Source organism: Frondihabitans cladoniiphilus (assembly GCF_039544345.1).
Lineage (GTDB): Bacteria > Actinomycetota > Actinomycetes > Actinomycetales > Microbacteriaceae > Frondihabitans > Frondihabitans cladoniiphilus.
This window is the reverse complement of the sequence record NZ_BAABLM010000012.1, coordinates 114,929-128,614: the sequence shown is the minus strand read 5'-3', so window position 1 is coordinate 128,614 and position 13,686 is coordinate 114,929. Positions and strand designations below refer to the sequence as shown.

The 13,686-nt window shown below is 70.4% G+C and carries 11 protein-coding genes and 1 pseudogene; 8 read left to right on the top strand and 4 right to left on the bottom strand.

Translation table 11 applies throughout. The annotated features are described in order from the left end of the window. The first annotated feature begins 19 nt into the window (after nucleotides 1-19). Both ABEA39_RS18305 and ABEA39_RS18300 read left to right on the top strand, forming a co-directional pair. A complete protein-coding gene (locus ABEA39_RS18305) occupies nucleotides 20-985 on the top strand; it encodes an ABC transporter permease (protein ID WP_345377412.1) in 966 nt (321 codons plus the stop codon). 2 nt (nucleotides 986-987) lie between these two features. Further along, nucleotides 988-1,707 (top strand): annotated as a pseudogene (locus ABEA39_RS18300) (ABC transporter ATP-binding protein); the annotation flags it as partial. 75 nt (nucleotides 1,708-1,782) lie between these two features. Here the strand turns inward: ABEA39_RS18300 and ABEA39_RS18295 are convergent. Together ABEA39_RS18295 and ABEA39_RS18290 are read right to left on the bottom strand one after the other, a co-directional pair. Continuing rightward, on the bottom strand, nucleotides 1,783-3,111 hold the full coding sequence (locus ABEA39_RS18295) for an exopolysaccharide production protein (RefSeq protein WP_345377411.1): 1,329 nt from the start codon (nucleotides 3,109-3,111) through the stop codon (nucleotides 1,783-1,785). Between the two features lie 21 nt (nucleotides 3,112-3,132). Next, nucleotides 3,133-4,503 carry an O-antigen ligase family protein gene (locus ABEA39_RS18290; RefSeq protein ID WP_345377410.1) on the bottom strand — a complete coding sequence of 457 codons (1,371 nt, stop codon included), beginning with the start codon at nucleotides 4,501-4,503 and terminating at the stop codon, nucleotides 3,133-3,135. Between the two features lie 84 nt (nucleotides 4,504-4,587). Between ABEA39_RS18290 and manA the strand changes: the two genes are divergently transcribed. The 5 genes from manA to ABEA39_RS18265 all read left to right on the top strand — a co-directional run bounded on the left by manA (nucleotide 4,588) and on the right by ABEA39_RS18265 (nucleotide 11,774). Further along, nucleotides 4,588-5,754 (top strand): mannose-6-phosphate isomerase, class I, encoded by a 1,167-nt coding sequence (gene manA / locus ABEA39_RS18285; RefSeq protein ID WP_345377409.1) that lies wholly within the window; start codon nucleotides 4,588-4,590, stop codon nucleotides 5,752-5,754. A 120-nt stretch (nucleotides 5,755-5,874) separates the two neighbouring features. Then, nucleotides 5,875-6,837 (top strand): UDP-glucose 4-epimerase GalE, encoded by a 963-nt coding sequence (galE, locus tag ABEA39_RS18280; RefSeq protein ID WP_345377408.1) that lies wholly within the window; start codon nucleotides 5,875-5,877, stop codon nucleotides 6,835-6,837. 288 nt (nucleotides 6,838-7,125) lie between these two features. Continuing rightward, nucleotides 7,126-7,443, top strand: a complete 318-nt coding sequence (locus ABEA39_RS18275; RefSeq protein ID WP_345377484.1) for a WhiB family transcriptional regulator — start codon at nucleotides 7,126-7,128, stop codon at nucleotides 7,441-7,443. Between the two features lie 76 nt (nucleotides 7,444-7,519). Continuing rightward, nucleotides 7,520-10,351, top strand: coding sequence for a glycosyltransferase family 2 protein (locus ABEA39_RS18270; protein ID WP_345377407.1), 2,832 nt, complete (start codon nucleotides 7,520-7,522; stop codon nucleotides 10,349-10,351). Beyond that, nucleotides 10,344-11,774, top strand: coding sequence for a DUF5719 family protein (locus ABEA39_RS18265; RefSeq protein ID WP_345377406.1), 1,431 nt, complete (start codon nucleotides 10,344-10,346; stop codon nucleotides 11,772-11,774). Before ABEA39_RS18270 ends, ABEA39_RS18265 begins: the two co-directional genes overlap by 8 nt. Nucleotides 11,775-11,965: 191 nt before the next feature. On the opposite strand, the gene ABEA39_RS18260 is transcribed toward ABEA39_RS18265, so the two are convergent. After that, on the bottom strand, nucleotides 11,966-12,415 hold the full coding sequence (locus ABEA39_RS18260; RefSeq protein WP_345377405.1) for a metallopeptidase family protein: 450 nt from the start codon (nucleotides 12,413-12,415) through the stop codon (nucleotides 11,966-11,968). Nucleotides 12,416-12,532: 117 nt separating this feature from the next. Here ABEA39_RS18260 and ABEA39_RS18255 point away from each other — a divergent pair, with 117 nt between their 5' ends. Then, a complete protein-coding gene (locus ABEA39_RS18255) occupies nucleotides 12,533-12,745 on the top strand; it encodes a DUF3499 family protein (RefSeq protein WP_345377404.1) in 213 nt (70 codons plus the stop codon). A 79-nt stretch (nucleotides 12,746-12,824) separates the two neighbouring features. On the opposite strand, the gene ABEA39_RS18250 is transcribed toward ABEA39_RS18255, so the two are convergent. Then, a complete protein-coding gene (locus ABEA39_RS18250) occupies nucleotides 12,825-13,655 on the bottom strand; it encodes an RDD family protein (RefSeq protein WP_345377403.1) in 831 nt (276 codons plus the stop codon). Nucleotides 13,656-13,686 lie beyond the last annotated feature (31 nt).

Below are 13,686 nucleotides of genomic sequence, written 5' to 3'. Positions count from 1 at the left end.
GGCGAGAATCAGGAGTCACGTGACGACCACAGCAGCGCAAGAACGCATCCGCCGCCTCGAGAAGCTTCCCTTCGTCGCGGCGGGAGCTCCCGACGCGACTCTCATCGGCGGCTTCTTCGGCGGTGTCCGAGACGTCCTGACGCACCGGAGCCTGCTCGACCTCCTCATCCGGCGCGAGCTGAAGGCCCGCTACAAAGACAGCAGCCTGGGTTTCGTCTGGTCGTTCGTGCGACCGCTGACCATGCTCCTCATCTACTACGTGGCGATCGGGCAGTTCCTCGGCGCCGCCCGCTCGGTGCCGCAGTACGCGATCTTCGTGTACTCGGGCCTGACCATCTGGGGTCTTTACAACGAGATCATCGCGTCGAGCACGATGAGCATCCTGGCGAATGCCGGCCTCATCAAGAAGGTCTACGTTCCGCGTGAGCTCTTCCCTCTCGCGTCGATCGGGTCGGCCCTGTTCAACTTCGGCATCCAGATGATCGTCCTCCTCGCCGCGATCCTCTTGACCGGTCAGTTCCCTCTGAGCTGGAACCTGCTCTACGCCCTCGCCGCCGTCGTGATCGTCATCACCTACGGCACCGCTCTCGCACTGTTCCTCTCCGCCTGGAACGTCTACCTCCGCGACATCCAGTACCTCGTCGAAGTGGCCCTGCTCATCCTCTTCTGGGCGTCGCCCATCGTCTACTCCTGGACCCAGGTCCAGACCATCGGCGCCCACCACCCGTGGGTCTCCAGCGTCTACCTGGCGAACCCGATGACCGACGCGATCCTCGCCTTCCAGAAGGGCATGTGGGAGGCGGGCAGCAAGCCGACGCAGTTGGGCCTGACCGCCACCGGTCAGCCCAACATCATCCAGCCGGTGGACTGGCCGCAGAACCTCGACTTCCGTCTTCTCGTGGTGTTCGTGGTCGGTCTGGTGCTCGTCTGGGTGGCGCAGCGGGTCTTCGCACGCCTGCAGGGCAACTTCGCGCAGGAGATCTGAGCATGAGCAACGTTCCCGTCATCACGATGAATCAGGTCTCCAAGCGGTTCATCATCCGCAAGGAGAAGTCCCTCAAGGAGCGCCTGGTCAACTTCGGTCGGTCCCGAAAGCACAAAGAGGACTTCTGGGCGCTGCGCGGAATCGACCTCGACATCGAAGCCGGTACGACCGTCGGCCTGATCGGTGCGAACGGCTCCGGCAAGTCCACGCTCCTCAAGGTGATCGGCGGCATCATCCAGCCGACCGACGGCAGCGTCCGGCGTCGTGGCCAGCTCGCAGCACTCCTCGAGCTGGGGGCGGGTTTCCATCCCGACCTCACCGGCCGCGAGAACGTGTTCCTCAACGGAGCCATTCTGGGGCTCACGCAGAAGCAGATCGAGGGCTACTTCGATTCGATCGTCGAATTCAGCGAGATCCCCGACTTCATCGACACCCAGGTGAAGTTCTATTCGTCGGGCATGTACGTGCGCCTCGCCTTCGCGATCGCCATCCACGTGGATCCCGACGTCCTGCTCGTCGACGAGGTGCTGGCGGTGGGCGACGAGCCCTTCCAGAAGAAGTGTCTCGACAAGATCAAGGAGTTTCAGCAGGAGGGGCGCACGATCGTCCTCGTCACGCACGATCTTCAGACCGTTCAGGACATGTGCGACCGGGCGATCGTGCTGTCCCACGGCCAAGTCATCTTCGACGGCGACAGCGTCAAGGGCGTGGAGACGCTCCGCGCCAGTTTCTAAGGCCGGCCCCGGCCGCCTCCGGCGCAGTCAGTGCGAAGCACGCGGTCAGCGCGAAGCACAGCGTCAGCGCGACCGCGGCAACTCGGTCGACCCGGTGTCGAAGTGCGGCAGCCGGAGGCGCCACGAGCGCTTGCGGGCCGAGATCGTCGCAATCGTGACGAAGAGCATCAGCGTGCCCTCTGCCAGCACGTAGCTCTCGGCGAAGGCCGTGACGCCGATCAGCACGAGCACGAGCGACGGCCAGACGTAGGCGACGATCGGGTGGTCCGAGGCCGTGAGCCACGACCGCAGGAAGGCGAGTCCGCCCGCGGCGATGAGGATCAGGAGCCCGACGAGACCGATCTGGAGCCAGGTGTCGTAGAACGCCCCCAGTCCGCTGTCGGACGGCGCTCCGTCGGCGACTCTCAGGATCGAGAACGGGAACACGTCGGACTGCCACGGCCCGGTGAAGCCCCAGCCGGCGATCGAGTGCAGGGGGATGAGCGTGCGGATCTCCGTCCACAGCGAGAGCCTGGCACGCACGTCGCTCGTCGCGCCGATCGCGGCGAGGAGCCGGTCGCGTCCGAGGTAGGCGAGGAAGCCTCCGATCAGGACGAGGGCGAGGAGGACGCCCTGCAGCACCGGTTTGCGTTCCTTGGGCGCCCGTCGGATGCTTCGCAGCGCGATGGCGGCGACGACGAGGACGAGCACGGCGATGCTCGTGACGGGCGAGCTGGCGAAGACGAGGCAGAGCACGGCCACGACCCCGGACGCGATCGCGGTGCCCTGCGTGACCGAGCGCGTCAGCCACTCGACGGCGAACGTGATCAGGGCGAGGGCCGCGAGGAACCCGAGCAGGTTGCGCGTTCCGGCGACGCCCTGGATCGGCCCGCCCTTCCAGAGGTTGCCCTCGATGCCGAGGAACGGGATGGGGGTGTCGATCAGGAGCCCGCTGAGCACCTCGAGGGAGAGCGAGACGGTGAGGAGGATGCGCAGCGCGTCGCCGGTCGCGCGGATCACCTGCACGAGGTCGCGGCCGAGCGCCAGGAACATGCCGAGGGCCGCGAAGGCGAGGGCGTACAGGACCCCGCCGATCGTGACCCAGGTGTACTGGCTCCAGAAGGTGCTCGCCGCCAGGAAGGCGAACAAGGCGAGGAGGGACACCGGGAGGATGCCGCGCCACTCGATGCGGTGCCGGGCGCCGAAGAGCGAGAGCCCGGCGAGGACGACCAGTGACGACAGGACGGCGATGGAGCCGGGCCAGCCGATCAGGGCCCGGACGGTGTGGAGGCCGAGGGCGTACAGCAGGATCGCGACCGAGAGGGCCTGGCTGAAGAAGCCGCCCGCCGAGAACCCGATCCACGCCGACAGGTAGCGGCGGAGGGGATCACGCTGCGCACCCGGGTTCGTCACGCTCCATTGTCTCAGCGGAAGCTACGCCCGGTTCACCGGTGCGTCGGAGGTTCGCGACTCCGATGCGGCCGGAACCGGAGCCGCGGGACTCGTCCACCAGCGGAAGTTGTCCGCACGCGTGGAGAGGCAGATCAGGACGAGGAGGGCCCAGCCCCACTCGACGATGAGCCGGGATTCGGCGAGCCCGTGGACGAGCATCGCGGTGATCAACAGGAGGGGGAGGAGGTCGAGGTGGTTCCACGGCGCGGGGGTCTGCGGCCCGAGCATCCGCCGGTCCGTTGCCCACCACCACGACCGCGCGGCCGTGGTGACGAGTACCCCGAGGAACACCACCAGCCCGATCAGCCCGAGTTGGAAGAAGACGTCGAGGTACGCGTCGTGGGCCTGGAGGTAGAGCACGCCGTTGCGCTTCGCGAGGGTGCTGAACGGCTTGTAGAACGGCTGCCAGTAGCCGGTCCAGCCCCAGCCGGCGACGGGGCGCTGGACGGCGAGATGCCAGACCTCCTTCCAGATCGTGAAGCGTCCGGTGAGGTCTTTGCTCTTGCCGAGGAGGTGGAGGATCGGGGTGCGCAGGGCGAGAGCCCCGCCGATCGCGACGGCGGCGACCACGATCCCGGCGACGCCGACGAGCCATCGCCGCTCGTGCGGCACCCGGCGGGCCACCAGCGCGAACACCAGCACCACGGCGGTGACCAGCAGGCAGAAGACGACGGTGGAGGAACGGGTCAGCACGAGCGCGGCGGCCGCGAACACGATGCCGACGATCGCCTCCTGCCTGCTGATCACCCGTGCCGAGGCCTGGACCCCGGTGACGATGAGGGCGAGCAACGCCATGATCGCCAGGAGATTGCTGTTGCCCGGCAGGCCCTGGATCTGCCCGCCGGTGAACAGGTTGTCGCGGGTCCAGTAGAAGGCGGCGGGATGCCCGGGCGGGCACGACACGTAGACCGGGCAGAACGGGTGCCGCACGAAGATCGACACGACGAGTTCGAAGAGGATGCTCGCCACGACGTAGATGCGGAGCGCGCGCCCGAGCGCCTTCACGATCGACTCCCACCGCAGCGTCGCCACGATCGCGACCGGGGCGACCGTGGTCATGAGCTGCGTCGCGATCCCGAGCGCGGAGCCGAGGGGATAGGCCGACCAGAGGATGCTCGCCACGACGATCGCGAGGAAGAGGCCGAGCAGCATCGGCAGACGGCTCGCCTTGAGCGGGTTGCGGACGATCAGGACGATGCTGACGACGACCAGGGCCACGCAGAGGACGCCCCATCCCCACCAGTTGATGGAGTTGCGGAGCGCGTCGCCGCCGAACAGGACGAGGAAGACCGCCGTCGCGAACAGGGTGCGCTCCCCGGCGGGGCGGCGGGGTGAGGCGGAGGTGTCGACCATGGCACCTCACAGTAACGGCAATAGCCCGGGGGGACCCGGGCGCCCGGCTCGTCGTCCGAGACGCACCCTTGCTAGCCTCGGAGCATGTTCCTGGCCATCACCAACGTGCCGCGCGACTACGCGTGGGGTTCGACGACCGCTATCGCCTCCCTCCTGGGCCGCGACGAGACCGGCAAGCCCGAAGCGGAGCTCTGGCTCGGTGCCCACCCCGGCTCCCCGAGCATCGTGGTCAATCCCGCCGTGGTCGACGGCGCCGACACCCTCGCCGACTGGATCGCCGCCGAGCCCGAGCGGGCGCTGGGGCAGGGGCGCCGCGAGCTGCCGTTCCTCCTCAAGGTCCTCGCCGCCGCACGGCCGCTGTCGATCCAGGCCCACCCCACACCCGAGCAGGCCCGCGAAGGCTTCGATCGTGAGAACGCCGCCGGCGTGCCGCTGCTCGCCTCCGAGCGCAACTACAAAGACCCCTTCCCGAAACCCGAGGTCATCTACGCGCTGAGCGACGAGTTCGCAGCCCTCTGCGGATTCCGTCCCCTCGCCGAGACGCTCGCCGACGTCGACGCGCTCGACTCGGGGTCGGGGCGTCTGTCGTCCCTCCGCGAGCACCTCGGCGAGTCGCTCGAGTCGACCGTCGCCTGGCTCTTCGGCGGCAGCGCCGACGCAGCCGCGGCCATCGCCGCGGTCAGTGCGGCCGCCGCCGATCAGGGGTCTCCCTCGATCTCCGTGGCGACGGTGGCCTCGCTGGCCGAGCTCTACCCGGGCGACGCCGGGGTCGTCGTGGCGCTCCTCCTCAACCGTGTCACGCTCTCGAAGGGCGAGGCGCTCTTCCTCCCCGCCGGCAACATCCACGCCTACCTCGAGGGCCTCGGCATCGAGCTGATGGCTCCGTCCGACAACGTCCTCCGCGGCGGGCTCACGCCCAAGCACGTCGACGTGCCGGAGCTCCTGCGCGTTCTCGACTTCGACCCGCTGCCGCTGCCCTACCTCCGCCCGACGGACGCCGGGGCGGGTGTCGAGCGCTTCGAGCCCGAGGGCACCGGCTTCGCACTGCTCCACGTCACCCCGGGCCCCTCGGGCGCCGTGGTCTCGATCGGCGGGCCATCGATCGTCTTGGTCACGAAGGGCGAGCTGCACCTCAAGGGGCAGGACGGCAACATCCGCCTCTCTCAGGGTGAATCGGCCTACGTGACGCCCGACGAATGGCGTCTCGCGGTCACGGGCACGGGCGAGGCCTTCGTCGCGACGTCCGCCTAGGGGCTCGCCGACACGTCGGAGTACCGCCGGCCTCGGCGTCCGGCCGCGCGTCGGGTCCGGTTCGCGACACCTCGAACGGGGGCTCGGGATGCGCGTGGCGGAGCCGATAGGTTGAGTGCCATGTCTTGGTTGGTCACCGGCGGTGCCGGGTACATCGGTTCTCATGTGGTTCGAGCGCTCGCGGCGGAGGGGCTCGAGCCGGTCGTCCTCGACGACCTCTCCAGCGGCATCGAGGCGTTCGTGCCCGAGGGCGTGCCCTTCGTCCGCGGCACCCTCCTCGACGGCGACCTGATCGCGAACACCCTCGAGGCGCACGGGGTCACCGGCGTGGTGCACGTGGCCGGCTACAAGTACGCCGGCGTCTCGGTGCAGCGCCCCCTGCACACCTACGAGCAGAACGTGACCGGCACCGCCACTCTCCTCGAGGCCATGGCGGGCCGCGGGGTCGACCGGATCGTGTTCTCGTCGAGCGCGGCGGTCTACGGCACGCCGTCGACCGACCTGGTCACCGAAGACACGGCCAAGTCGCCCGAGTCGCCCTACGGCGAGTCCAAGCTGATCGGCGAGTGGCTGCTGCGCGACCAGGGCGTCGCGACGGGCCTCCGTCACACGAGCCTCCGCTACTTCAACGTCGTCGGCTCCGGCGAGCCGAACCTCTACGACGCGAGCCCGCACAACCTCTTCCCCCTCGTCTTCCAGGCCCTCCTCGACGGACGCACGCCCAAGATCTTCGGCGACGACTACGGCACCCCCGACGGCACCTGCGTGCGCGACTACGTCCACGTCGCCGACCTCGCCGTGTCGCACGCGGTGGCGGCGAAGAAGCTCGACGCGGGCGAACGTCTCGAGACCGCCTACAACCTCGGCAGCGGCGCCGGAGTCTCCGTCCGCCAGATCATGGACGCCATGGCCGAGGCCACCGGCATCGCCTTCACGCCGGAGATCGGCCCGCGTCGTCCGGGCGACCCCGATCGGATCGTCGCGGAGGGCGTCCTGGCCGGGCGCGACCTCGACTGGAAGATGCGCCACACGCTCCTGGAGATGGTCTCCAGCGCCTGGGAGGCGCGCCGCTCGGCCGAGTAGGCACAGCCCCGTCGGGCAGCCCGCAGATCGCGCGGTGTGTCCTCCTTTCGTACCCCGGTCGACACGCCCGAACGCTCAATGACCCTCAATTGGGGGTCGAGGGTTTTATGATGCCCGACTTGACGTACCCCTACTTACAACGGTGTAATTACAGACATCGCGACCGCCGGGGAAGCGAGTGCCGACGAGGGGAGATGCGCCATGGCCATCAACGACAACGCCGCCGATTACGGCTTCGCCCAAGACGGTTCCGCCGCCCGCGACATCGACTTCGGGCTCGCCGACCCGTTGGCCGCTCGTACCCCGGGTGCCGGCGTCCCCGACGACTGGCACGTCGACCCGGTCCTTCTCGGAGTTCCTGGCGTCCGCCGCCCGACCGAAGAAGACAGCCAGCTCGCCTGGCAGGCCGACTCGCTCTGCGCGCAGACCGACCCCGAGGCGTTCTTCCCCGAGAAGGGCGGTTCGACCCGCGACGCCAAGAAGATCTGCGCCTCGTGCGACGTCAAGGCCCAGTGCCTCGACTACGCCCTGCAGAACGACGAGCGCTTCGGCATCTGGGGCGGCCTGTCCGAGCGCGAGCGTCGCAAACTCCGCAAGCGCGCCTGACCCTTCCTATGAATCGAAGCGGCACGCGACAGGGGTCCCCACCCGCTGCCGGATAGCCGCTTAGAGTCTCACCGTCATGCAGCCGAGAGTCACAGCGATCCTCGTCGCCCCGGGTGGGGCGACCACCCTCGACAAGACCCTCGACGGTCTGTCGCGTCAGACGCGACCGCCCGAGGCGCTCGTCGTCGTCGACGCCGGCGGCCCCGATTCCCCGGCCGGCCGACTGGCCCTGAGCGGTGCCGCTCAGCTCACGTCCGTCCCGGCGGGGACGTCCCTCGGCCGAGCGGTGACTCACGCTCTGCGCGTCCTGGGACCGGCCACCGAATCGCTCGACGACTGGATCTGGATCCTCGGCGACGACAACGCCCCCGAGCCGCAGGCACTGGCCGAGCTGATGGGCACCGCCGAGGTGTCGCCGTCGGTGGCCGTCGCCGGTCCGAAGCTGATGCGCTTCGACGAACCGCGGGTGATCGCCGAGTTCGGTGAGACCATGACGCGGTTCGGTGCATCCCTCGCCCTCGTCACCGGAGAACTCGACCAGGCCCAGCACGACGTGCAGGCCGACGTACTGGGCGTGGCAGCCGGGGGGATGCTCGTCCGTCGCCACGTCTGGGAAGCGCTCGGCGGATTCGACCCGGGCCTGCCTCACGTCGACGCCTCGCTCGACTTCTCGACCCGGGCGCGCCTGGCCGGGCACCGCGTGGTGCTGGTCCCGTCGGCGCGCGTGCTCTCGCAGGGTCACCCGGAGGACTTCGGTCGGACCGAGGGCGGCCACGCCCGTCGGTCCCGGCTCCGTCGGGAGGCCCAGCTCCACCGCCGTCTCGTCTACTCGTCGCCCCTCGCCCTGCCGTTCCACTGGCTGAGCCTCGTGCCGCTGGCCTTCCTCCGCTCGATCTGGCACCTCCTCGCCAAGAACCCGGGTGCCGTCGGCGGCGAGTTCGCGACCGCCTTCCGGGCCGCTTTCGGCCGCACGGGGGTCGCCGGCGCACGGGTCGCCCTCCGCCGCTCCAAGAAGGTCGGCTGGGGCGCGATCCGACCGCTTCGAGCAGACCTGCAGCAACTCCGCGAGCGGCGCGTCAACGACCGCGACGCCCGGCTCGCCCTCGTCGAGGACGCCGCCGTGCCCCGCGCCTCGTTCGTCGCCGGCGGCGGGCTCTGGGTGACCCTCTTCGCCGCCGTGGTGGGCGTCATCGCCTTCTTCCGCCTGCTGAAGTCGCCGGCCGTGACCGGCGGTGGGCTCCTTCCCCTCGACGCCACTCCGGGGAGCCTCTGGCACTCGGTCGGCAACGGCTGGCACGAGATCGGCACCGGCTTCGTCGGCCCGTCCGATCCCTTCACGGGCGTTCTCGCGGTCTTCGGCAGCATCACCTTCTGGTCGCCGTCCACGTCGATCGTCCTCTTCTATTTCCTCGCACTGCCGCTGTCGGCCATCGGCGCCTGGTTCGCGATCCGGCGGGTCACGACGCGCACCTGGGTGCCCGCGATCGGCGCACTCGTCTACTCGGTCTCGCCCCCGATCCTGGCCGCTCTGCACACGGGCCACCTCGGCGCCGCCGTCACGTTCGTGACCCTGCCGTTCCTCGTCCTGGCCCTGTCGTCGGCGCACCGGTCCTGGTCGGCCGGCGCGACTGCATCCCTCCTCTTCGCGGTCGTCGCCGCCTCGACGCCGGTGCTCATCCCCGCGCTGGTCATCGGCTGGCTCGGAGCCATCGCCACGAGGCCCCGGGGGACGCACCGGATGCTCGGCGTGCCGATCCCCGCGATCGCCCTCTTCGTTCCGCTCGCCGTCGCGCAGTTCGGCCGCGGCACCTGGTGGGCGCTGCTGGCCGACCCCGGGGTGCCCTCCCGGACCACACCGGCATCCGCCCTCCAGCTCGCGCTCGGCTCGGCGGAGACCGGCCTGAACGGATGGACCCGCCTGGTCGCCGGAGTGGGAGTGACGGGGGAGACGATGGCCGTGATCATCGTGCTCGCGATGCTGCCGCTGGGCATCCTCGCGATCGTCTCGGTCTTCCTGCCCACCCGCGGTCGCGCGCTCGCCGCGCTGGCCGTCGCTCTCCTGGGCTACGCGACGGCCGTGCTGGCCACCCACGTGCAGATCACCGGTGTCGGGAGCACGACGACATCGATCTGGGCCGGCAGCGGCCTCACTCTCTACTTCGCCGGGCTCGTCGGCGCGGCGTCGATCACCCTGGACCGCATCCCGCGGTTCAGCCCGCCCGTCGGACTCCTGTTCGCGATCGTCGGCGTCGCCGCCTCGATCCCGCTGCTGGTGGCGACCATGCTCGGAACCACCCTCATCCAGCCGAGCAGCGGACGCATCCTCTCGGCCTACGTGACGGCGGAGGCGCAGGTGAAGCCCGAGGTCGGCACGCTCGTGCTCACGCCTCAGCCGGACGGGTCGCTCGGGGTCTCGCTCCAGCGCGGCTCGGGAGAGACCCTCGACGACCAGTCCACGCTCGACTCGACCCGGCAGTCGCTGAATGCGACGTCGCGCGACCTCACGGTGCTCGCGGGCAACCTGGTGAGCCGCAGCGGCTACGACCCCCGGGCGGACCTGCGCGAGCTGGGCATCGGGTTCGTCCTCTTGAGCCAGACCGACGACGGGGGAGCGGGCGACGCGCTCGGCACCCGCGCCTCGGGGGCGCTCGACGGCAACGGCCTCTTCCTCCCCGTCGGCGACACCACCAGCGGCCAGCTGTGGCGCTACACGGACGCGACCGAGACACTGCCCTCGCACCAGCCGGACGGAGCGCTGCGGCCGATCGTGCTGATCGTCTGGGGCATCGTATTCGGATCGGCGCTCCTCCTGGCGATCCCGACCGCGCCACGACGCCGTCGCGCCCGCTCCGGGCCGGTCGAGGCCGAACTGCCCGCCACCACCTTCGACGAGGAGCGAGATGACTAGACGCACCATCGTCCGCACGGGCGTGCGCATCGCCGTGGGCGTCGTCGCCCTCGCCATCGGAGGCGGGGTCGTCGCGGCGGCCACCGTCGTGCCGCTGCCCACCCTCTCGCAGACCCCCGCCGGTCGAGTCGTCACCCCGGTGGCCCTCGACCAGCAGAGGGCCTGCTCCGGGTCGCTCCTGCGCCTCGCCGGCGACGCCTCCGCGTCCGCCACCTCCGTCACGGCTCAGGGCGCGGCATCGACCGCCACCGCCGCGAGCGGGAAGGCCACTCCGACGTCGACGCCGCTGGCCGGAAGCGACGGAGCCGCCTCGAAACCCGAGGTCGTCACCGCCGCGGCTGCGGGCGGCGTGGTCCCTCTCGTGTCGGGGGCGCAGCTCCAGAACGTCTCCGCTCCCGATCTCTCCGGCATCGCCGCCTCACCGTGCGCCGAACCGACGTCGTCGACCTGGCTCGTGGGCGGCTCCACCGAGACCGGACGCACGACCCTCATCGACCTCGTCAACCCCACCGACGTGAACTCCACCGTCGACATCGCGCTCTGGGGCGAGACCGGCACCGTGCAAGGGCCGGGACTCACCGGCATCGTGGTCGCTCCGAAGAGCCAGAAGGTCATCCCCCTCGCCGGGTTCGCCACCGGCCTCGTGTCGCCCGTGCTGCACGTCACCAGCCGCGGCGGGCAGATCACCGCCTCGCTGCAGGAGAGCATCGTGCGCACGCTCCAGCCCGGCGGCGTCGACGTCGTCAGCGCGGCGGCCGCCCCCTCGACCACGCAGTCCATCCCCGGCATCGTCGTGCGCGATTCGGACCAGGTCCAGACCCAGCTCGGCGAGAGCGGCTACGGCGATCTCAAGTCCATCCTCCGGGCGTTCAACCCGGGCACCACCGCCGCCGACCTCTCGATCCAGGTCTCCACTCCGGATGGCACCGGTGCGACCTTCAGCGTCAGCGCCGCCGCGGGCCAGGTGACGGACGTGCCGCTCGACGGGCTGCCCGACGGCGTCTACACCGCGACCGTCCAGTCGACGGAGCCGGTGGTGACCGGTGCCCGCTCGTCGAGCGACCCGACTTCGGGGACCTCCGACCTCGCCTGGGTCGGCTCGGCACCCGCCCTGGACGGGGCGACGCTGTTCACCGTGGCCCCCCTCGACACCGCCGGCGACGCGACCGCCACTCTCACCCTCGCCAACGCGACCGATCGGCCGATCACCGCGAAGATCGCGAGCCCCGGGGTCCCGGCCTCCTCCGTCACCGTCGCCGCGAACTCCAGCGTCAGCCAGTCGCTGGTGTCGGGTCGGAGCGCCACGCTCACCGGAGCGGACGGCCTCCGCGGGGCCATCGCCTACAGCGGCTCGGACGGCATCGCGGCGTACGCGCTGGTCTCGCCGTCGTCGGTCTCGACGCCGGTCACCGTCTACCCGTAGGGGCGTGCATCCCCCGTTTGCTGTCGTTTCTCAGGACAGGCGGTGTCTTGCCCGTCGCTGCTCAGGACACAGGGCTGTTTCCGGCCAGTACTCAGGAGGTCGGCCGGATCCTGACCGGAACGCAGGAGGCCCCTGCTCGATCACCTGAAAACGGGTGTCGGGGCTAGCTCCGGGTCAGAGGACGCTCCGGATCAGCGGTCGCGGAAGCGGTCGGGCGCGAGATCCCACGGGTCCTTGCCCAGCAGGTCGCCGACCGCCCGGAACACGTAGCCCTCGACGAGCATGCGGTGCTGCCACTCCTCGTCGCCCTGCCGCTTGGACTCGTCGAGGTGGGCGAGCCGCTCGATCGGCAGGCGGTAGAGCGTGATGCGTCGGGTCGCCCGATCGACGTGCCACCGCACGAACTCGCGATCGGGGGCAGTGCTGGGCACACCGGCGACTTCGAACACCACGCCCTCGAGCTCGTCCGGCCACAACTCGCGCAGATACGAGGCGGTGGCGGCGGCGAGGTCGTCGAACAGGTCGAGCCTGGTGCGGAGGAACGGCAGGTGCGGGCCTGCCGCGGAGGAACGCAGGCCCCGACCGTGCCGATCGCGGAAAGTCGATCGCCCGGAGGTGCGCACGCGCGGCGTTCTTGCCATTTGCCCATGGTAGTCGTCGCCCTGCGGCGTGCCTGTGGTGGAGGCCGCTCGTGACGGCGGGCGCGGCGGCGGGCGGGGGCCCGGGCATCCCCCGGCCGGAAGCTAAGCTGGCCCGAGATGAACGCGCGATCCTGCAGCAAGGCCACCTGCCAGAACGAGGCCGTGGCGACTCTGACCTACGACTACGCCGACTCGATGGCGGTCGTCGGGCCGCTCAGCACCTCGGTGGAGCCGCACGGGTACGACCTCTGCGCCAAGCACGCCGAGCGACTGTCCGCTCCGCAGGGCTGGCAGGTCGTCCGGCACGTCGTGCTCGGCAACGACTACTGAGGCCGGGGTTTCCCCGTCAGGCTGACCTCCGCCGCCGACGACAACAGGCCGAAACGGGGGATGCACGGCCTCGCGCTCGTCAGCGGCGCGGGAACCCCTGCGGCAGCCCGACCAGAGCCGGTTCGAGCCGGCGGAGGTTCGCCGCCTCGGCGTCGAGCGACCGCGACTCCCGATCGCGCCGCACGGCCGACACCGCGGCCACGAAGGTCTCGGCGTCCACGGCCGGGAGCGGCGACACGAACCGTGAGGCCTCGGCGGCGAGGCCGGCCGCCACCCGCATCCGGCTCGCGGGGACGAGTTGCGGCGCCTGCTGCAGGAACGCCGACAGCCGGCGGGCCAGCGAGTCGGGCAGTCGTGCGACGTCGGCGATCCGGGCCCAGTCGGCGAGCTGCGGTGGGACGCCCCAGACGACCCGGTTCTCTTTCGGGGCGCGCTCGTTCAAGGCGTAGGTGCCGGCCAGCAGGTCGCCCAACCGACGCGATCGACCGTTGAGCAGGCCGACGACGACGGCGATTCCGCCCGTCGTCGTGATGATCTCGAGGAGGCCGACGAGCGCGCGGGTGAACGCGTGCCGGAATCCGATCGCGCCGCCGTCGACTCGGACCACGCGGGCGCCGACGATCAGCTTGCCGAGCGACTTGCCCTTGGAGGCGGTCTCGACGGCTGTCGGCGCGACGATGAGGCAGACGACGATGACGACGACGGAGAGGGCCTTGGCGGTCGACGCGTCGACGAGCCCCCGGGAACTCGCCAGCTGGACGACGACCAGCAGGCCGGCCAGGGCCAGGAGGTAGACGAGGTAGTCGATCAGGACGCCGGTCATTCGCAGGACGAAGCTCGCCGGTCGGATGTCGAGACCGACAGCCTCACCGGTGACGAGCTCGTCGTCGGCGTGCAAGCTCTCGGGCATCGCCTCGAAAGGGGGTGGCGTGACCCGGCGC